At 38.3% G+C, this 20,833-nt stretch carries 18 protein-coding genes; 3 read left to right on the top strand and 15 right to left on the bottom strand.

Features of this window, described 5'->3' with window-relative positions; all coding sequences use genetic code 11:
• Nucleotides 1–35 precede the first annotated feature (35 nt).
• From BMY66_RS01435 to BMY66_RS01375, 13 genes are all read right to left on the bottom strand, one after another.
• Complete coding sequence (locus BMY66_RS01435; protein WP_044934568.1) at nucleotides 36–1,454, bottom strand: oxaloacetate decarboxylase subunit alpha; 1,419 nt, start codon at nucleotides 1,452–1,454, stop codon at nucleotides 36–38.
• A gap of 35 nt (nucleotides 1,455–1,489) precedes the next feature.
• Nucleotides 1,490–2,638 carry a sodium ion-translocating decarboxylase subunit beta gene (locus tag BMY66_RS01430; RefSeq protein WP_044934570.1) on the bottom strand — a complete coding sequence of 383 codons (1,149 nt, stop codon included), beginning with the start codon at nucleotides 2,636–2,638 and terminating at the stop codon, nucleotides 1,490–1,492.
• Between the two features lie 14 nt (nucleotides 2,639–2,652).
• Nucleotides 2,653–3,009 carry a biotin/lipoyl-containing protein gene (locus BMY66_RS01425; RefSeq protein WP_044934573.1) on the bottom strand — a complete coding sequence of 119 codons (357 nt, stop codon included), beginning with the start codon at nucleotides 3,007–3,009 and terminating at the stop codon, nucleotides 2,653–2,655.
• Nucleotides 3,010–3,027: 18 nt separating this feature from the next.
• Complete coding sequence (locus BMY66_RS01420; protein WP_090393912.1) at nucleotides 3,028–3,753, bottom strand: OadG family protein; 726 nt, start codon at nucleotides 3,751–3,753, stop codon at nucleotides 3,028–3,030.
• An 18-nt stretch (nucleotides 3,754–3,771) separates the two neighbouring features.
• Nucleotides 3,772–5,106: a carboxyl transferase domain-containing protein gene (locus BMY66_RS01415; protein ID WP_044934578.1), complete on the bottom strand. Its 1,335-nt coding sequence runs from the start codon at nucleotides 5,104–5,106 to the stop codon at nucleotides 3,772–3,774.
• 201 nt (nucleotides 5,107–5,307) lie between these two features.
• On the bottom strand, nucleotides 5,308–5,880 hold the full coding sequence (gene scpB / locus BMY66_RS01410) for an SMC-Scp complex subunit ScpB (RefSeq protein ID WP_044934581.1): 573 nt from the start codon (nucleotides 5,878–5,880) through the stop codon (nucleotides 5,308–5,310).
• Nucleotides 5,881–5,900: 20 nt separating this feature from the next.
• A complete protein-coding gene (locus BMY66_RS01405; protein ID WP_090393911.1) occupies nucleotides 5,901–6,656 on the bottom strand; it encodes a segregation and condensation protein A in 756 nt (251 codons plus the stop codon).
• Nucleotides 6,657–6,845: 189 nt separating this feature from the next.
• On the bottom strand, nucleotides 6,846–8,051 hold the full coding sequence (locus tag BMY66_RS01400; protein ID WP_090393910.1) for an NADP-dependent isocitrate dehydrogenase: 1,206 nt from the start codon (nucleotides 8,049–8,051) through the stop codon (nucleotides 6,846–6,848).
• Between the two features lie 71 nt (nucleotides 8,052–8,122).
• Nucleotides 8,123–10,528, bottom strand: a complete 2,406-nt coding sequence (gene leuS / locus BMY66_RS01395) for a leucine--tRNA ligase (protein WP_090393909.1) — start codon at nucleotides 10,526–10,528, stop codon at nucleotides 8,123–8,125.
• 88 nt (nucleotides 10,529–10,616) lie between these two features.
• A complete protein-coding gene (locus BMY66_RS01390) occupies nucleotides 10,617–11,816 on the bottom strand; it encodes a helix-turn-helix domain-containing protein (protein ID WP_090393908.1) in 1,200 nt (399 codons plus the stop codon).
• A 110-nt stretch (nucleotides 11,817–11,926) separates the two neighbouring features.
• The gene (locus BMY66_RS01385) at nucleotides 11,927–12,742 is read right to left on the bottom strand and encodes an endo alpha-1,4 polygalactosaminidase (protein ID WP_090393907.1); all 816 of its coding nucleotides are present in this window, start codon (nucleotides 12,740–12,742) and stop codon (nucleotides 11,927–11,929) included.
• Complete coding sequence (locus BMY66_RS01380) at nucleotides 12,729–13,961, bottom strand: hypothetical protein (RefSeq protein WP_090393906.1); 1,233 nt, start codon at nucleotides 13,959–13,961, stop codon at nucleotides 12,729–12,731. The genes BMY66_RS01385 and BMY66_RS01380 overlap by 14 nt, the downstream gene beginning before the upstream one ends.
• Before the next feature lie 21 nt (nucleotides 13,962–13,982).
• The gene (locus BMY66_RS01375) at nucleotides 13,983–14,702 is read right to left on the bottom strand and encodes a DUF3592 domain-containing protein (RefSeq protein WP_090393905.1); all 720 of its coding nucleotides are present in this window, start codon (nucleotides 14,700–14,702) and stop codon (nucleotides 13,983–13,985) included.
• A gap of 121 nt (nucleotides 14,703–14,823) precedes the next feature.
• Between BMY66_RS01375 and BMY66_RS01370 the strand changes: the two genes are divergently transcribed.
• Nucleotides 14,824–15,792 (top strand): tRNA dihydrouridine synthase, encoded by a 969-nt coding sequence (locus tag BMY66_RS01370; RefSeq protein ID WP_090393904.1) that lies wholly within the window; start codon nucleotides 14,824–14,826, stop codon nucleotides 15,790–15,792.
• On the opposite strand, the gene BMY66_RS01365 is transcribed toward BMY66_RS01370, so the two are convergent.
• Together BMY66_RS01365 and BMY66_RS01360 are read right to left on the bottom strand one after the other, a co-directional pair.
• Nucleotides 15,786–16,052: a zinc-ribbon domain-containing protein gene (locus tag BMY66_RS01365; protein WP_049960262.1), complete on the bottom strand. Its 267-nt coding sequence runs from the start codon at nucleotides 16,050–16,052 to the stop codon at nucleotides 15,786–15,788. The two genes, BMY66_RS01370 and BMY66_RS01365, sit on opposite strands and share 7 nt — an antisense overlap.
• Before the next feature lie 137 nt (nucleotides 16,053–16,189).
• Nucleotides 16,190–18,286 carry an elongation factor G gene (locus BMY66_RS01360; RefSeq protein WP_044934600.1) on the bottom strand — a complete coding sequence of 699 codons (2,097 nt, stop codon included), beginning with the start codon at nucleotides 18,284–18,286 and terminating at the stop codon, nucleotides 16,190–16,192.
• Nucleotides 18,287–18,458: 172 nt separating this feature from the next.
• Here BMY66_RS01360 and BMY66_RS01355 point away from each other — a divergent pair, with 172 nt between their 5' ends.
• Both BMY66_RS01355 and aroA read left to right on the top strand, forming a co-directional pair.
• Nucleotides 18,459–19,559, top strand: a complete 1,101-nt coding sequence (locus BMY66_RS01355) for a prephenate dehydrogenase (protein ID WP_044934603.1) — start codon at nucleotides 18,459–18,461, stop codon at nucleotides 19,557–19,559.
• Nucleotides 19,559–20,833 (top strand): 3-phosphoshikimate 1-carboxyvinyltransferase, encoded by a 1,275-nt coding sequence (gene aroA, locus BMY66_RS01350; protein ID WP_090393903.1) that lies wholly within the window; start codon nucleotides 19,559–19,561, stop codon nucleotides 20,831–20,833. The genes BMY66_RS01355 and aroA overlap by 1 nt, the downstream gene beginning before the upstream one ends.

The raw sequence follows: 20,833 nt of genomic DNA, 5'->3' as shown, positions 1-20,833 counted from the left end.
GCAAGAAATCTTGCATTGCCTCATCGCTATTGAAATTAAACTGGATAAGCTTTATTTTCCTTATCTGCCTTTGCAGGATCAACCTTTGTCTGCTGAGCCTCACGATACTCGAAGAACTCTGTAGCAACCTTTGGGAATAATGCATATGATAACACATCCTCATCCTGCTGTTTCCATCTAGCACATTCCTCTTCAAACTTCTTAAGTCCTGGCTCAAGTAAGTCTGCTGGACGGCATGTGATAGCTTTATCTTTGTCAGCACCAAGTGCCTTCTCTACAACCTCTGGGTTGAAAGGCTTAACTGTCTGACCATACTTTCCAAGGAGAATATCCTTAGTCTGCTCTGTAACAACCTTGTATCTCTCACCCATAAGAACATTGAATACAGCCTGTGTACCAACAATCTGAGAAGAAGGTGTAACAAGTGGTGGCTCACCAAGATCCTTACGTACACGTGGTACTTCTTCAAGAACCTCGCGAAGCTTATCTTCCTTGCCCTGCTCTTTAAGCTGGCTGATAAGGTTTGAAAGCATACCGCCTGGAACCTGATAACGAAGTGTGTTGATGTTTACGCCAAGTACCTTTGTTGACATAAGACCACTTTCGATGCACTCTTCTCTGTATGGTCTGAAGTAATCAGCAATTTCTGAAAGAAGTTCCTGATCAAATCCTGTATCATAAGGTGTTCCTTCGAATGCAGCTGCCATAACTTCTGTAGCAGGCTGAGATGTACCAAGTGCAAAAGGTGAAATTGCGCAGTCGATGATATCACATCCTGCCTCTACAGCCTTCATATATGTCATACTTGCAACACCTGATGTGTAGTGAGTATGAAGCTCGATAGGAAGGCTTGTAGATTCTTTTAATGCTGAAACAAGCTCTGAAGCCTTAGCTGGAACAAGAAGACCAGCCATATCCTTGATACAGATTGAAGATGCACCCATATCTTCGATACGCTTTGCAATATCCTTCCAGTAATCAAGTGTATAAGCCTCACCAAGAGTGTATGAAAGGGCAACCTGCGCATGTCCTTTCTCTTTGTTTGTAGCATTAACTGCTGTCTGAAGGTTTCTGATATCGTTAAGGCAGTCAAAAATACGAATGATATCGATACCATTTGCAATTGACTTCTGAACGAAGTATTCAACAACATCATCTGGATACTGGCTGTATCCTAAGATGTTCTGACCTCTAAAAAGCATCTGAAGCTTTGTATTCTTAAATCCATCACGAAGCTGTCTAAGTCTATCCCATGGATCTTCCTTAAGGAAACGAAGACATGCATCAAATGTAGCACCACCCCAGCACTCTACTGCGTTATATCCAACCTGGTCCATTTTATCAATGATAGGAAGCATAATTGAGGTAGGCATACGTGTTGCTATAAGAGACTGATGCGCATCACGGAGCACTGTCTCTGTAATTTTAACTGGCTTTGGACTAATATCTGCCATTTGTAATTCCCTCCTGAATAATTAATATATAAGAACTAAACACCGAATATAGCCATGAATACACCGGCTGCTACGGCTGTTCCGATAACGCCTGCTACGTTAGGTCCCATAGCGTGCATAAGTAAGAAGTTTGTAGGATCTTCCTCTGCACCGACCTTCTGTGAAACACGGGCTGCCATTGGTACAGCAGAAACACCTGCCGATCCAATAAGTGGATTGATTTTTCCACCTGTAATATGGCAAAGAAGCTTTCCGAATAATACACCAGCAGCTGTACCGAATACGAAAGCAACAAGACCAAGAACAACGATCTTGAGTGTAGCTGGATTCAAGAATGCTTCAGCTGATGTAGACGCTCCTACTGATGTACCAAGTAAAATAACTACGATGTACATAAGTGCATTTGATGCTGTCTCTGTTAGCTGATTTACAACACCAGACTCCTTGAATAAGTTACCAAGCATAAGCATACCAACAAGAGGAGCTGTTGTAGGTAAAATCAAACATACAATAATTGTAACAACGATTGGGAAGAGAATCTTTTCAAGCTTTGATACAGGTCTAAGCTGTGCCATTTTGATTGAGCGCTCTTCTTTTGTTGTAAGTGCCTTCATAATTGGTGGCTGAATGATTGGAACAAGTGACATATATGAGTATGCTGCTACAGCAATTGGTCCCATAAGTGCTGATTGTCCAAGTTTACCAGCCAAGAAAATAGATGTAGGTCCATCTGCTCCACCGATAATTGATACAGCAGCTGCTGCCTGATCTGAGAATCCTAAAAGGATTGCAAGAAGGTAAGCTGTGAAAATACCAATCTGTGCTGCAGCGCCAAGCCAAAAGCTTATTGGATTAGCGATAAGTGGACCGAAATCAGTCATTGCTCCAACGCCCATGAAAATAAGCGAAGGAAGAATTGAATACTCATCAAGAGTATAGAAATAATAAAGCAAGCCGCCTACACCATTAGATGTTTCCTCTGGTGATGCAATAATGTCAGGGTAAATATTAACCAATAACATACCAAATGCGATTGGTAATAAAAGAAGTGGTTCATATCCCTTTTTAATTGCAAGATAAAGGAAAACACAGGCAACCGCTATCATGACAAAGTTTCCCCAAGTCAAATTTGCAAATGCAGTTTGACCGGCGAGATTTAACAATGTCTCTCCAACGTAACTCATGTGTAATCCTCCTATTAGTTCATAGTTGCAAGTAATGCGCCAGCCTCAACCTGCTGTCCTTCGTTACAATTGATTGATGCAACAGTACCATCCTGTGGTGCAACAACAGGTGTTTCCATCTTCATAACCTCAAGTACTACTACAGGATCACCCTTCTTAACTGCTGTACCAGCTGCAGCTGCAATCTTAACAACCTTACCAGCTGCTCCAGCTTCGATTTTAACACCGCCTGCAGCGCCTGTAGCAACTGGAGCTGGTGCTGCTGCCTTAGGTGCAGCTGAAGGAGTAACTGGAGAAACACCAGAACCTCCCTTATCTTCTACAGTAACATCATATACTGTTCCATTAACAGTGATTGTATAATTTTTCATGGAAAAATCCTCCTAATTCTAATGTCTTTTCTTGATAGAACGAACTACAAACGAATCTGTAGAAGCTCCTGTACTAGCAGCGATTGCTGCGGCAATTACAGCAACAAGCTGTAAATCATCTGTTTCATTTTTAACTGGTGCAGGTGTATTGCTAACAACTGGAGCAGCCACAGCACCCTCTTTCTTTTCTTTAGATCTCTTTTCAAGCTTAGGAATAATTTCAAAAAGCTTGATTACGCCAGACATTACAACAAGCATACAGAACACAATAAGGATACCCATTACTGTATTCAAAGCAGCCTTCTGCATTGTCTCACCTAAAGTGTATACTGGCTCGATATTCATTGCAGTTGGAGTAGATGCATCTAATGTACTGTAAACAAAAGTCATCTTTAAATCTCTTTTTGAGTAATCTCCAATAAGTGTTGCAGTGATTGTCTTACCAGATTTCTCGACATTAAATTCGCCGATTCCAACATATTCATTGGACTCATCGTAACAATCCTTGTAATCCTCAAGAAGTGTTACAAGTGTTGCACCATCTTCATATGACGAAATATATGAAATATTGTAGTCAATTGCTGCTTCATCAAGTGTTGAAAGCTGTGTAAGCATGCTAGACAATTCTGATTGATAGTCAGCTTCTGTACGACCACCTAATGTATCATCCTTTTGGCCGCCACACGCCATCAAACCAAGAGCAAGCGCTAAGGTGCATAAGCAAATCTTTAATTTATTCTTCATATGTTCACCTTCCTGCTCTTAAAAGAACATTTCAAATCCTGCAATAATATATTTTCTAGCATCTGCCATTGAAACGATTCTATCGATATGTCCGTGAGCAGCTGCTGTAAGGGCACTATCCTGAAGCTCAGCATAATCTTTTTCGATTGCTGCAGCATCTGTACCATTATCTGCAAGAATCTTTGCAGCCTTAGAAGCTTCCATTGCTCCAACAGATGTGCTATCAAAAGCATAAACTAAATCTGCACCAAGTGACTTAGAATTCATAAGTACATAAGGTGTGCCGTAGCCCTGCTTTGTAATAAGATTAATCTTTGGAACGCTAGCATCTACAAAGCGCTGTGTCATTTGTGAAAGAGCTCTTGGAAGTCTCTTTTCCTGACATGTGCAAGACTTGAAAGCTGCAACATTAGTAATTGAAAGAACTGGGATTTCATACATATCACAAAGATCTACGAAATCAGCAGCCTTCTCACAGCCAGCAGCTGAAAGAACAGCTTCGCCATCAACCTCTCTATTACCAACAACGCCGATAGTAACACCATCAAGCTTAATAAGACCTGTTACCATTTCTTTAGCAAAACCAGCCTTAAGTTCAACAAACTGTCTGTTATCAGCAAGCTCTGTAGCAACTGCAGCTGCATCTGTAAGCTTACCCTCAAGGCCTTCTGCTGCTCTATTAAGATCATCACTTGCTTCTACGATGTCGTTTGGAATCATAGAAATAACCTGTCTCATAGATGAAACAACCTCTGCAAGTGAACCATGCATATCTACTGTACCAGCTTCTTCAAACTGGAATGTAGCTGAAGAAGTATCGCATTTATCAGAACTGTTTCCAGAAATTGTATCTGGTGAGTTAATGAAAAGCTTTGCTCCATCAACCATAAATGTGAAATCTGCAAGTGCAGGTAATACTGAAAGACCTCCACCACAGTTGCCAGCTACACAAATAAGCTGTGGAATAACCCCTTTAACATCAGCGGCTCTTTCAATAACAGAACCAAGTGCTTCAAGTGCATCGAACGACTCCTGAAGACGAACTCCACCACAATCAATAAAGCCGATTACTGGTGCACCAACCTTAAGTGCCATGTCATATACAGAAAGAATCTTTTTAGCGTGCATTTCGCCAATTGTGCCACCCAAAACATCGGCATTCTGGCTAAATACGAATACTAAAGTTCCATCCACAAGACCATGTCCAATAATTACTCCGTCTGATGGTTCCTTTTTCGCATCAAGGTTAAAATCAGTGTTGCGACTTGTTACTAATGACTGAAGCTCAACAAAGCTGTTGTCATCAAGTAACGCGTTAATTCTAGCCTGAGCCTGACTTAAATCATTACCCATCTTATACCTCCATTTATATAAATTATTTCAAAATTTCTCGCAAGTTTAATGATAACCATTTTTAGCCCCCATTTCAATGCGAATGTGTTAAAAAATTGTCATAAATTTATGTTAAAAAGATTGGTCATTATTTTCCTTGAAAAATAGGCACAAAAATAGCCAATCCAAGGGATGGATTGACTATATAAAACGCATGTAAAATTAAATGGTAACTTCTACATTGCTAGCCTCATTTTCAGCCTCGATTTTGAACTCTTCAATTTGAGTTTGAGAAAGCTCTGGAAGCTCTTCGATTGAACTTACACCAAAAGAACGAAGGAACTCTTCTGTAGTACCAAAAAGCATAGGTCTACCAGGCGCATCGAGACGGCCAAGCTCTGTACAAAGACCAAACTCAACAAGCTTTGAAACAGCAAAGTCGCAGGAAACACCACGAATCTTTTCGATTTCTGATTTAGTGATTGGCTGTTTGTAAGCAATAATAGAAAGTGTCTCTAGCAAAACATCAGTAAGAACATATTTCTTAGGCTGTTTTGCTATACGAATAAGGTATTCGTAAATATCAGGGCTAGTGCACATCTGATAAGCCCCGTCGATTTCTGTGATTGTAATACCTCTATTTTGTTCTTTATAGCTATTTTTTAAAGATTCAATAGCTTCAACTACCTGCTTTTCTTCTATTTCAAGAGCCTTTGCTATCTTAGATGGCTCAACAGTGCCACCCATTGCAAAAAGTATACCCTCAACTATGTTTTCGATTTCTTTTAATTCCATAATACCCCTTCAAAAGCTGTCTAGGCAGCAATCTTTGATTCTATAAGAATATCTGTAAATGTATCTTCCTGAGTAATATTAATCTGACCAGCCTTCATCATCTCAAGAATGCAAAGGAATGTAACGATAACCTCTGTCTTTGAATGAGCTGCCTCAAGAAGATTTCTAAAACTAAATGTATTGTGAGCCTTTGCAAAAGCAATGGTCCATTCCATTTTCTGCTCAAGGCTAACTTCTTCTTTTTTGATTTTGCCGAATGTAGAACGAATTGGATCTCGGCGATTATCCTGTCTCTTAAGAACTTGATTAAAAATGTCGTTAAGCTTGTTAAGAGTTAAGTCGCTCATGAGCTCCTCTAAATCAACTGGCTGCTCATATTTGAGAACTTCCTCAGGAATAGTAGGCTCCTTGTAGAATACAAGGCTTGCATCCATCTGTCTGTCTCTAAGCTGGTAAGAAATTGTTTTGTACATTTTGTATTCCAATAACTGCTGTACCAACTCTGCACGTGGATCCTCAGCTTCCTCTCCATCCTCTTCTTTTTCTTCTCGAGGGAGAAGCATACGGCTCTTGATATCCAAAAGTGTGGTGGCCATGAGTAAGAACTCACTCATGACATCCAAATCACTTTGATCCATAGCACGGACATATTCCATATATTGATCAGTAATCTCAACAATAGGAATATCGTAAATATCAACTTTGTTTTTATCTATCAGGTGAAGAAGTAAATCCAGCGGCCCCTCAAACGCCTGAAGCTTTACATTCATTTCCAAGCTTTTCTCTCCCTATAGTCCGTCTGTTACGCCTACAGACTCATCTAAATATTTAATACTTGTATCTAAATTCAATCTTCTACGAAAATAAAATGGTCTCGTACGCCTAGACCACGTATGAGACCATTATAAAAGACTATATTGTGTATGTCAACACGATATACCACTATATGTAGTTGTCAGACAATTTTAAAGTAACTCTAAAGTCTTGCGGATTTCAATGATGAAATCCCTTGAATTAAGGACTGTTGGGTTCTCGATGGATGTGATGAGCGCTAAGTCTTTGGTCATCTTACCATCTTCGATTGTCTTAATACAAGCCTGCTCAAGCTTATCAGCAAATGCAGAAAGCTCAGGAATATTGTCTAATTCACCGCGCTTTCTTAGTGCTCCTGTCCAAGCAAAGATTGTAGCTACAGAGTTTGTAGATGTCTCTTCACCTTTTAAGTGCTTGTAAAAGTGACGCTGAACAGTACCGTGAGCAGCTTCATATTCATAATAGCCTGCTGGGCTAACTAGAACTGAAGTCATCATAGCAAGTGAACCAAACGCTGATGAAATCATATCGCTCATTACATCACCATCATAGTTCTTACATGCCCATATGAAACCGCCTTCAGATTTCATTACACGAGCAACTGCATCATCGATAAGTGTATAGAAATATTCTATACCAGCCTTATCAAATGCTTCTTTGTACTCTTTATCAAAGATTTCCTGGAACACATCCTTGAATCTATGATCATATTTTTTTGAAATAGTGTCTTTAGTAGCAAACCAAAGATCCTGCTTTGTATCTAAAGCGTACTTGAAGCAACTATGAGCAAAACTTTCGATAGAATTGTCAAGATTGTGCTGCCCCTGAACAACGCCAGGACCATTAAATGTATGAACAAGAGAACGCTCTTCTGTTCCGTCTTCAGCTGTGTATACAAGCTCAACTTTTCCAGCTCCTGGAATTCTCATTTCAGTATTCTTGTATACATCACCGTAAGCATGACGAGCAATTGTAATAGGCTTTTTCCAAGATTTAACATTTGGGTCGATGCCTTTAACAACGATAGGTGCACGGAAAACTGTGCCATCAAGGATTGCACGAATTGTACCATTTGGACTCTTCCACATTTCCTTAAGGTTGTATTCAGTCATGCGTGCAGCATTAGGAGTAATGGTGGCGCACTTTACAGCAACACCATATTTCTTTGTAGCTTCAGCTGACTCCACTGTAACTTTGTCATCTGTCTCATTTCTGTGCTCTAAACCTAAATCATAATACTCAGTCTTTAAATCAATGAATGGAAGAAGTAGCTCGTCCTTAATCATTTGCCAAAGGATACGAGTCATCTCGTCTCCGTCCATCTCAACCAAAGGTGTCGTCATCTGAATTTTGCTCATACATTATCTCCTTAACCCAGTCCGCCAGTAGCTATCAAGCTACTGGCTCAATTAACAATCAAATTACAGTATTACTTTACCACGAGGTTTACGATTTTGTTTGGTACGTAAATCTCTTTAACAAGGTTCTTGCCATCGAGAGCTTTTGCTACATTTTCATCAGCCTTAGCGATTGAAAGAGCCTCATCCTTATCGCATCCGTTAGGGATTGTGATTGTAGCTTTAAGCTTTCCGTTAACCTGAACAGCAATCTCAATTGAGGATTCTACAATCTTCTTAGGATCAAATTCTGGCCACTGTGCAAGTGAGCAGTATCCCTCACCACCAAGTTCTGCATACATCTCTTCGCAAAGATGTGGTGCAAATGGGCTGAGAATCTTTACAAGAAGCATAAGGTTATCCTTTGTAATATGACCTTCTGCTACGATATCGTTAAGGAGTCCCATCATTGCAGCGATAGCTGTGTTGAACTTCATAGCTTCGATATCTTCTGTAACCTTCTTTATTGTCTTATGAATTCCTGTTTCAATCTTTTCGCTATTTGCTTCATCTGTAATGATATCTGTAAGACCAGCAAATCTCTCAAGGAATCTCTTACATCCACGAACTGAAGCATCTGACCAAGGAGCAGCTGCGCCATAGTCACCCATGAATAATACGTATGTACGAAGTGTATCAGCACCGTATGCATCTACGATATCAAGTGGATCGATAACATTGCCACGAGACTTAGACATCTTCTGTCCGTCCTCGCCAAGGATCATACCCTGAGCACTTCTCTTCTTATATGGCTCTGGAGTATTAACAACACCAAGGTCATATAGGAAGTGATGCCAGAAACGTGAGTAAATCAAGTGACGAGTAACGTGCTCCATACCACCGTTGTACCAATCTACTGGCATCCAGTAGTTGAGCTTTTCTCTAGCAGCAAATTCGTTGTCATTATGTGGGTCGATGTAACGAAGGAAATACCAAGAAGAACCAGCCCACTGAGGCATAGTATCTGTCTCACGCTTTGCAGCGCCGCCACACTTAGGACATTTGCAATTTACAAAGCTTTCTACTCTAGCAAGTGGAGACTCTCCATCTGTACCAGGCTCAAACTTCTCCATTACAGGAAGCTTAAGTGGAAGCTCCTCATAAGGAACTGCAACATCACCACATGTAGGACAATGTACGATTGGAATAGGCTCACCCCAGTAACGCTGTCTGTTAAATGCCCAATCCTTCATCTTGAACTGAACACCAGCCTTACCACATCCAAGCTTTTCAAGTTCCTGAATCATTCTATCGATTGAGTCCTTTTTGTTGTTAAGACCATTAAGGAACTCAGAGTTAATCATGTTTCCTTCGCCTGTGTAAGCTTCTTTTGTAACATCTCCACCCTCAATAACAGGGATGATATCGATACCAAACTTAGTAGCGAAGTCCCAGTCACGCTGATCATGAGCAGGAACGGCCATGATTGCACCAGTACCGTAGCCCATCATTACGTAATCTGAAATGAATACAGGAATCTTCTTTCCTGTGATTGGGTTGATTGCATCAAATCCCTCAACACGAACGCCTGTCTTATCCTTTGAAACAAGCTGTGTACGCTCAAACTCAGACTTCTTCTGGCACTCTGCTCTGTAAGCAAGGATAGCGTCCATGTTAGAAATCTTGTCTGCATATTTATCAATATATGGATGCTCTGGAGCAATAACCATAAATGTAACACCGCAAAGTGTATCTGGGCGTGTTGTGTAAATTTCAAGCTTGTCTTCGATTCCTTCAAGTGTGAAGTTTACGAAAGCACCCTTTGATTTACCAATCCAGTTAACCTGCTGCTGCTTGATATTCTCTGGGAAATCAAGACCATCAAGTCCCTGAAGAAGCTTATCAGCGTACTCTGTGATACGAAGATACCAAACGTCCTTTTCCTTCTGGATAACGTCTGTATCGCAGATATCACATTTACCGCCCTGTGAATCCTCGTTTGAAAGTACTACCTTACAATGTGGGCAGTAGTTAACAAGAGTCTTATCTCTGAAAACAAGGCCCTTCTCGAACATCTTAAGGAAAATCCACTGAGTCCACTTGTAGTAGTCCTCCTGTGTAGTGTCGATTGTACGACTATAATCAAAAGAGAATCCTACACTCTTAAGCTGAGTAGTAAATTTCTTGATATTGTCATCTGTAATCTTTCTTGGATGAGTGTTTGTCTTTACAGCGTAATTCTCTGTAGGAAGACCAAATGCATCAAAACCGATAGGGAATAATACATTGTATCCCTGCATTCTTCGCTTTCTAGATACTACCTCAACTGAAGAATAAGCCTTGATATGTCCAACGTGCATACCAGCACCAGATGGATATGGGAACTCTACAAGACCATAGAATTTTGGCTTATCAGAACCGTCAACAGCTTTGAAAATCTCGTCCTTTTCCCAAGCTGCTTGCCATTTTTTCTCAATAGCTTTAAAGTTATGTTTCATTTTCTCACCTCGTAATCTATACAACTACCCGAAATTATAATAAAAGCTGTAGAGTTTTGCAATGAAAACATCTACAGCTTATTAATAATTATCGCTCTTGTCCTGTGGTGACACGACCTTCTTCCTCTGGGTCATATCCTGTCCAAATGTCGTCACCAAAATTGTAATAATAAATGCTAAATCGCTCTAATGTATTACCCTCAAAAACATATGAAGATAAATCTTTCAATAAATAGTCTTTATATTTTACCAGATGCCCTCCATTAATAAGGCTATCCGGATATGATAGATATACATAAACAATTTTATTATCATCGTCATCAAGTAACGCATACTCATATACACTACTTTGACCATCAGATGCGATATATGCAGGATAATTATAAGACTCATCGTCATACAAAATCTCGTTTATATGATAGTCACTATCTTCCTTGGTAGTGTCATAGATAGTACATTTAATTTCAGATAAACGTTCTACTTCCTTATCATAATTCTCATCTGTATACGTGGCCTCTAAAATTATGTCGCCATCTGTATCAAAAAGCCCTGTTTTAAGAAAATACTCATAGTCTGAGGATAACATATCAGATACATCGTCAGGAAATATTAATAAACTACTGTTTAGATCTCCTCCGTATTCCTCTAATATGTATTCTTTATCATAGTTTTCAATTCCCGTTTTATGTACATAAGGTTGCGACATTTCATAAAAGCAAAGAACATATATAAATAAAAACACAAGAATAAATCGCAAACTAAATATAGCAAGAACTCCTACAATAACTTTTACAACTAGACTAAAATGCTTTTTCTTCGCCAGCTTTTGCAAAATGCCATTAGTATACAAAGTGGTTATTGCCATACCAACAAAGCCAAGAAAAGAAAAAAGAATAGCCAAAGCCCTCATAAAATTGGGCTCATAATTAATGCATTGAAGTGCAATAGCAAGAGTCAGTAAAAAGGTCCCCACCAAACTGAAGCCTCTCACCCAATTAAGAAGATTAGTCTTTTCAGCATCTGCGTAATCAGCCATTTTTTCAGCAACATCATGTAATTCTTCATTCATCATATCGCTTTTTCTTTCACCTTCAATTATCTCACGAACGTCTACATCAAAAAAGTCAGCTATTTCTACCAGCAAAGATATATCTGGTAAATTACTTCCAGTCTCCCATCTTGATATAGTTCTTGAGCTCACATTGAAAACCTGGGCAAGCATTTCTTGAGTCATTTGTTTTTCATTTCTAAGTTGTTTTAAAAACTTGCCAATTTTCTGTTGATCCAAAGTGAATTTCCTCCTTTCGTTGATAATTGAAGTATAAAATATAAGCTAAAAATTAACAGGACACAAAACGAGAGTGCCCTGTTTTAAGCCATTAGACAAGGTTGTCTAACTTATTTTAATTCAAGTGAATGTGATATATATGGGATATAACCCATTTTGCTAGCATAGTTATATGCCTCTTCTTCTACCTCGGAATCATTTGTATATTCCAGTACATATGCATCTTTATTATCATCCAAGACCATATTTAAGTAATCACTAAAATACTCTCTGTCTTCATCGGAATTAACTCCAAAGGAATCGTTATCCCAATCTATACAGGTGTATACACTCTCCTGATTAACTCCATCAAGAATGGCATCCAAAGAATAATAGCGATTATAATACTCGGTTACATAGGAATCCCCACCATTGATAAGAACATATCCGCCTTTATCTTTTAAATCCTCCAGTATGTTTGATACACCAGAAAAGATTTCTTCCGTAGGATACTGATAATAAACGTCACAATTATCTACGAAGAATCCGTCTACTCCCTTATCCATAAGTTCATCAGCTTTAGCAGAAATAAATTCCTGCCATTTTGCCTGGGATGCATCAACCCATTGTTCATCCTCCCAGTTTTCATATGTTCCTAGAGTAATATCTTCATAATCGCTATAATAATCTCTAAAATTCTCTATAGAACCTATATTAAGATACGTATAAACGATATGACCATCAACTTGTAAGCTTGAAATCTCTTCAGAAGAATAATACTGAGCATCAATAACAATTGTAGATGGTAAATCTCTGTCCTCTAAATCCTCAGGATTAGCCCCTATGTATACGCCATATTCATGGGAGGGCTCAATGCTGCCACAACCAAGAAAACATAATAATGTTGATAAGCAAACAGAAATAATACAAATCTTACTGAACTTCATCTATGTAATATACCTCTACGCCAAAAATATCTTTTGCAATATATAATCTAAGTTCATCCTCATAACCTTCGGTGGCCAGATAATAAATGTCATCAGTAACACTTAATTCTTCATCCTCGAATGACTCAGAATCCACTGTCAAATAGTGAGTATCAGGACCTCTATTATTGTGATGAATTTCGGCATCGACAATAGTTAGCTCTTCCGCTGATTCAACCTCTGCTGTAACTACAGATACTGAATCAGATAAGAGCCACCCACTATATACTCCAAGAATTGCTACACAAATATAAAAATATTTTTTATATTCTCTTTCTTTTGGAAGAACGCCAAACAGTAAAGTGACAATAACAGCAAAGCCAATAATTTCAATCGTAAATACGATATAATTTACATGATTAATATTTAAGAATACTTTTAACAAGCCAAACAGAGAAGACACTGCGGCGCACCAGATAGGTACTTCTCCTGATGCATACATGTTTTTATCGTAATTAGTATTGTCCTTATGCTCGAAAACCATGTAATTTCTAAAGATGATAAAGTATATCCAAGCACCAATAATACAAAAGATATAAATCATACAGAATAATTTAGTGTCGATAATCAACGAAATGCATGGCACAGCAAACAATACAAATCCTAAAACATAATTTATAGTCTGCAAAATATTTACTTTATTTCTTCTAGAATCCTTTTCTTCTTTTGTAATGGATTTGTCAGTGGACCAATTATCCTCCACGAAATAATCTCCGACTGATTTATTGGCATCCTCTTGGATACGAGCATCTACTTCCTCTGCACTGGAAATCTCCTCGGCAAATCTTTTGGCGTTTACCATATTAAGCTCAAGACCTACAAGCTTTTTACCTTCGTAATCATATAAAACAATACATTCATCCTGTGGAGAAAGCTTCACTGGACGAATCTCATATCTAGCTATATCAGATCTACGAAAGCTTTTTGATGAGCCAATAAATGGTCTATATAAATATTCCTGTCCTTCTCTGACGATATATAAGCTACGTCTATAGTATTCTAATATTATGAGTCCGCCTAAAAGCGCTATTATTATAGCAGCTCCAAAACATACTGACTGTCCATTTTCAGGGCTTATAAATAGGCCTAAAATAGCTAATCCAATTGCAACTATCTCAACAAAAATACCCAAACCTATAACGATACCAGACTCATGTACTTTATAATCATATTCTGTCATTGAATTATATCCTCCCGCCTATTAGGTGTAGTCTCTTACTATGTCTGCAGCCTTATCTACAGCATCTACGTAGTACTTTTTGAAATTATTAGGATTCACATAAATATCAATAGAATCTCCAATCTTATAAGAATCCCATGGATTAAAATCTAAAACATTGCTTTTAAATTTATAAATATATCCATCAGTAGGATTCTTATATTTGCAATAAATTCTAAAAGGATGTCTACCATTAATTGTTATGCTGTAATCCTGATCCATAGATTCAATTTCACCATAAATATGCTGGCCACTTTCCAGCAATCCTGCCTTCTTTTTCTTGTTAAGAATACTAACAATAAGAATAATGTAACCAATTAAGGCAAAGAGTCCTCCTAAGCCAACAAACATCAAAGTGAAGAATAAATCACCGTCGCTGGTATGAACATCTGTAGGGTTATCAGGGTCAATAAGCAAATCTATTTCTTGCCCCTCATACATACTACTTGAATAGAAATCTAAGTGAACATCTTCGTAATACTCTCCATCATATTCATAGGATACGTATACATCGTAATCGGTTTCATCTGTATGTTCCTCAATAACGATATCTTCAATTACACCATTCACTTCAACTGCGGATTCTTTGAACTGAGACGTTTTAACATTGGTTATAATACCAACAATAATGATAATAGTTCCAACAAGCGCGAAAATACCACCAAAGATGGCCATGAAATACTTTGTCATAAACTTATTCATAAATACATTCCTCCCGTTAAAACAAAATATATTTTCGTATAATACTTAAAAGAATTCAAGTATTGTCATATAAAAATTTAATTCTATTGCAATTCCTACATGCGCCTAATAAAATACCCATATGAAGAAATTATATTTAGCTCCACTTGAGGGCGTAACAGACAGCATATATAGAAATACTTTTTGCAAATATTATGGCGGCGTAGATAAGGTTTACACCCCATTCATATCTCCTAATTCTACTTTTAAATTTACAACAAGAGAATTTAAAGATATTGATCCTGATAAAAATGATGTCAATATCACCGTTCCTCAATTATTAACCAATAACGAAGATCATTTTTTATGGGCAGCTGCTGAAATAGCAGCTTTAGGCTTTAAAGAAATCAATTTTAACCTTGGTTGTCCAAGTGGTACTGTTGTTGCCAAGAAAAAAGGTTCAGGACTTTTGTATTACCCTGAGGAATTGGATATGATGCTTGATAGCATCTTCAACAGACTTGAAACAGAATGTGCAATCAAAAATGCTAAGGTACCAAATATATCAATTAAAACTCGCCTTGGCAAAGTAGAACCAGAAGAATTCTATGAAATACTGAGTATATATAATAAATATCCTATTTCAGAATTGACTATCCATCCAAGAATTCAATCAGATTATTATAGAGAGCCAATCAAAATGGAATTCTTTGATTATGCAATGGAAAATTCCAAACACCCTATTGTATATAATGGAGATTTGACTTCCGTTAATGACATCAAACTAATCGAGGAAGAATATCCTAACGTAAATGCGATAATGCTTGGCCGCGGTTTGATTTCAAATCCAGAATTAGCATCAAACTACAATAATCAAATAGATAACCAAACTATTGATTTAGATACATTCAAAAAGCTCCACGATGAATTACTGAATCAATACATTGATATCCTTTCAGGTGAGAAACCTGTTCTTCATCGTATGAAGGAATTCTGGTCTTTCTGGCAATCAAATTTTAATAACTGTGAAAAAGCAATCAAAAAAATCAGAAAAGCAAACAAAATCCAGGAATACAAAGATTACGTTGCTCTTCTGTTAAATAATTACTGATTAACCGCTATAGCTTCTGGAGCTACAATTGCTTCTTTAGCTATAGCTTTTGTTATAATTCCACCTCTTTCGCAGATTGGGCAAACCTCATAATATGTTGACGACAACGGAAGAACCGGAACAAAGAATAATGTAAAATACAGCCTATTTCTTACAATCTTGTAATGGGAAACATTGTTACAATGTGGACATTTGTATAACTGACGATTGTCTACTCCCATCTCTTTATTCATTCTTCGTGTACCAAATAAAATTAACATAACTTTTCTCCTTTGAATTGTTTATCTAGGTAGTATATTAATACTTTCTATATGCAAAGTCAATACTAAAGTTGCAATTGACTACTAAAAAAGAGGCTACCATTCGGTAGCCCCTTAGTTTACTTTTTATCTGTTATTTACTCTTCATCAACATCCTTTATCTTATTAGCACGACGCTCAACTTCTTTGGCTTGAACATCTGATGGAACCTGCTCGTAACGAGCTAATTCATAAGAGAATGTACCATATCCACCTGTCATAGAACGAAGTGTTGTGTCGTATCCATAAAGCTCTGCCATAGGAACCTCAGCAAGTACTTCTGTCTTGCCAGCTGTTTCTGTAGGATTCATTCCAAGCACACGGCCACGGCGTTTGTTCAAGTCGCCCATAACGTCACCTGTGTAAGCATCAGGAACTATAACCTTAAGAGTTTCAATTGGCTCCAACAGAATAGGATTAGCCTTCATAATACCATCCTTGAAAGCACCTTTTGCGGCAACTTTGAATGCCATTTCAGAAGAATCAACTGGATGATAGCTTCCATCGTAAAGATTAGCATGAATTCCAACTACTGGGTATGCTGCAAGTGGACCAGCAAGTACTGCTTCCTGCAAGCCTTTTTCTACAGCTGGGAAATAATTTTTAGGAACAGCGCCACCTACAACTGATTCTGTAAAGTTATAATGCTCTTCCATATTTCCTGAAGGTTCGAAAGTCATCTTTACGTGTCCATACTGACCATGTCCACCAGTTTGCTTCTTATACTTGTATTCAACATCAGCCTTACCTCTGATTGTCTCTTTAAATGCAATCTTTGGCTGGCTCAGTTCAATATCAACTTTATACTTTTCATTGAGCTTTTGAACAAGCATATCGATATGTCTGTCGCCAATACCATAGATAAGTGACTGACTATTTTCGCCATCGTTAACTACTTTTAAAGTTAAATCTTCGGCGCAAAGCTTTGCAAGTGCCTGAGCAATCTTATCCTCGTCCCCTTTATTCTTCGCCTTATATCTCTTGTATGTATAAGGTGTAGATAAAGGTGTTCTGATGTAAAGGATTGGATTAGCCTTTGTAGAAAGAGAATCTGTTGTAGCAACCTTTGAAAGCTTAGATAAAGCACCGATATCACCAGCATGAAGCTCAGGTACTTCCTCTGCCTTACTACCTGTTAAAATGTAAAGTTTTCCGATTTTCTCTTCTGTTTCCTTATGCTTGTTGTAAAGCAAATCATCAGTTTTAAGAACGCCGGAATTAACCTTAATCAATGAATACTTTCCAACAAATGGATCTACAATAGTCTTGAATACGTACGCGCTCTTTGGCTTAGCAAAATCATAATTTGCTTCGTAAACCTCATTCGTATTTGCGTTAATTCCAGAAACCTTGCGATCCTCTGGACTAGGAAGATATTTTACAACGTCTGTAAGCATTGTATACTGCCCGCGATTTGTAAGATTTGAGCCCATCATAACAGGAACAATGTCGCCTGTGCCTACATTTGCACGAAGAGCCTGACGAATTTCATCCTCAGAAAATTCTTCGCCGCCAAAATATCTGTCCATGAATTCCTCTGATGTCTCGGCAACAGATTCCATCAAAGCCTCACGATATTTCTCTAAGTATTCCTTGCTATAATCAGGTACGTCGCAATGTTCTACAGTGCCATCTGCCTTCCAGCGCTTTCCAATTTGCTGTATAACATTTACATAGCCAACAAACTCTCCATTTTCACGAATTGGCAAATGGAAAGGAGCAATCTTTTTACCATACAAGCCTTGAAGTTCTTCAACGATTTCTCTATAGCTGGCATCATCTATATCCATGTCAGTTACAAATACCATTCTAGGAAGATTAAACTTATCGCACATCTCCCAGGCCTTTTTTGTACCAACTTCAATTCCGCTTTTTCCAGATATAACAATAATAGCTGCATCAGCTGCACTAACAGCTTCCTCAACTTCTCCAACGAAATCAATGAATCCTGGTGTATCTAGGAAATTAATCTTGGTATCGCCCCATACGATAGGTGCTAAAGATGTGTAGATAGAAAACTTGTTTTTTTGTTCCAATTTGTCATAGTCACTAATGGTATTACCAGCCTCGATAGTGCCCGGCTTGCTGATTTGACCAGCTAGAAAAGCCATTGATTCGATGAGACTGGTTTTGCCCGCCCCGCTGTGACCAAGTAACACAACATTTCTAATCTTGTCCGTAGTAAAAACCTTCATGTGCCGTACCTCCCAATAGTTATTTGACGCCTTTACCCCGCCGCGCCATGTTGTTTATAAAACTTATAATTATTATATTTAATATTCAGACTATTTACAATGAGTAAATGTGATATTATAAAAGAAAATAATCGCTTTAAAGTGTGAAAGTGAATTAGAGGTGAGGGTAATTATGAAAAGTAAAACAATAGGATTTGTTGGGCTAGGTTTAATTGGAGGCAGTATCGCAAAAGCGATATTGAAAACATATCCAAACACTAGAATTCTTGCAACAGCTTCAAGAGAATCAACTATTGAAACAGCATTTGAAGAACGACTTATAGATAATAACGGATTGCTTAAGATTCACCAGTTTGGTCAGTGTGATATTATTTTTCTTTGCTCTCCTGTTAAAGTCAATTGTGACTATTTAAGAAAACTTAAAGATGTAGTTAAGCCAGATTGTATCATCACAGATGTAGGCTCAGTAAAAGGGGATATTACTGCAGTTGCCAGAGAGCTTGAAATGACCAATCAATTTATTGGTGGACATCCAATGACAGGTTCTGAATTAACAGGTCTCGAGCACTCTTCTGCTTCACTTTTAGAAAACGCTTATTATATCCTTACAGCTGATTCAGAAATGAATGCAGATACATACTCTCAATTTGCAGATTATATAAAAAGCCTTGGAGCCATTCCAATCCAGCTTACTCCTGAGGAGCATGACGAGGCTACCGCTACTGTATCCCACCTACCTCATGTAGTTGCAGCAGCTCTTGTAAATCTTGTAAACGATACTGACGATGATCGCAAAATATGCAAAACCATTGCAGCAGGCGGTTTTAAAGATATTACAAGAATCGCATCCGGTTCACCTACAATGTGGCAGCACATTTTTCTAAGTAACAAGGATGCAGTGCTTAAACTGATAGGCGATTTCAAAGATGAGTTGAGCCAATTCGAAAATGCGATATCTTCATCTGATCCTGATGAGATAATAAATCTTTGGACAAAAGCAAAGGATTATCGTGATTCTATTACTATTCCAGATAGTGCACACTCAAGATTCTTCGAACTGTACTGTGATATCGACGATAAACCTGGTACACTTGTAGGAGTACTTCAATTGCTTGCTAATGCAGAAATAAGTGTTAAAAATATAGATATCATTCATAACCGTGAGTTTGAGCCTGGTGTTCTTAGAATCGAATTCTACACCCAGGATGCTTTAGATAAGGCCCGCACAGTTCTTACTCACAACAATTACTATACTAGACAGAGGACAAATTAATGGCTATTACAAAAGTAAAAAGCTTAAAAGGCGAAATAACAGTTCCAGGTGACAAGTCTATTAGCCACCGCGGTGTAATGTTTGGAGCTATTTCCGAAGGGATTACTGAGCTTACAGGATTCCTGGATGGTGCAGACTGCCGTAGCACAATCAGTTGCTTTAAGGCTATGGGCATTGATATAACGCAAGAACATGATCATGTAGTTATTCATGGAAAGGGCCTAAAAGGACTATCCGCACCTTCAAAAATGCTTGATGTAGGAAATAGTGGAACTACCACCAGATTGATTTCAGGAATTCTTGCAGGCCAGAGATTTATTAGTTCTTTAAATGGTGATGAATCTATACAGAAGCGGCCTATGGGACGCATCATAACCCCGCTTACAAGTATGGGTGCTCATATCAAATCAATCAAAGATAATGGTTGTGCTCCTCTAGAAATAGGAGGCGCTCCTCTTCATGCAATCCACTATGATTCACCTGTTGCAAGCGCTCAGGTTAAATCTTGCGTACTATTGGCTGGATTGTATGCAGACGGTGTTACTTCAGTAACTGAGCCAGTTATCTCTAGAAATCACACAGAATTGATGCTAAAGGGATTCGGTGCCGATATCAAATCGGAAGGATTAACAGCATCAATAGCTGGCAGACCAAGATTAATTGGCCAGAAGATTACAGTACCTGGAGACATCTCCTCTGCTGCTTATTTCATTGTTGCAGGTTTAATTTGCCCTAACGCAGATCTACTTATCAAAAACGTAAATACGAATCCAACTCGTGCAGGCATTATTCAGGTTGCAAAGAACATGGGTGGAAACATTGAATTATTAAATGAGCGCATAGTTTCAGGAGAACCAGTTGCTGATATTCATGTAAGTTCAAGCGATTTACATGGTTGCGAAATATCTGGCGAGATTATTCCAACCCTTATAGACGAGCTTCCTGTAATTGCAGTTATGGCTGCATGTGCCTCTGGAACAACTACTATTAAGGATGCTGCAGAACTCAAGGTAAAAGAAAGTGATCGTATCGCCACAGTTACAGAAAATCTTAACAATATGGGTGCTGATATTACTCCTACTGATGACGGTATGATTATTATGGGTGGAGAATCCTTACATGGCACTACCATAAAAACATACAAAGATCATCGTATTGCAATGTCTTTCGCTATTGCAGGCCTTGTAGCCGATGGTGAGACCTCATTTGATGATGAAGGATGCTGTGTAATCTCATATCCAGATTTCTTTGAAACATTAAAAGCACTATCGTAA

The sequence above is a fragment of the Pseudobutyrivibrio sp. C4 genome (assembly GCF_900111635.1).
Taxonomy (GTDB): domain Bacteria; phylum Bacillota; class Clostridia; order Lachnospirales; family Lachnospiraceae; genus Pseudobutyrivibrio; species Pseudobutyrivibrio ruminis.
Note: the sequence above shows the minus strand (reverse complement) of the source record. Positions and strands in the feature narration are given on the sequence as shown.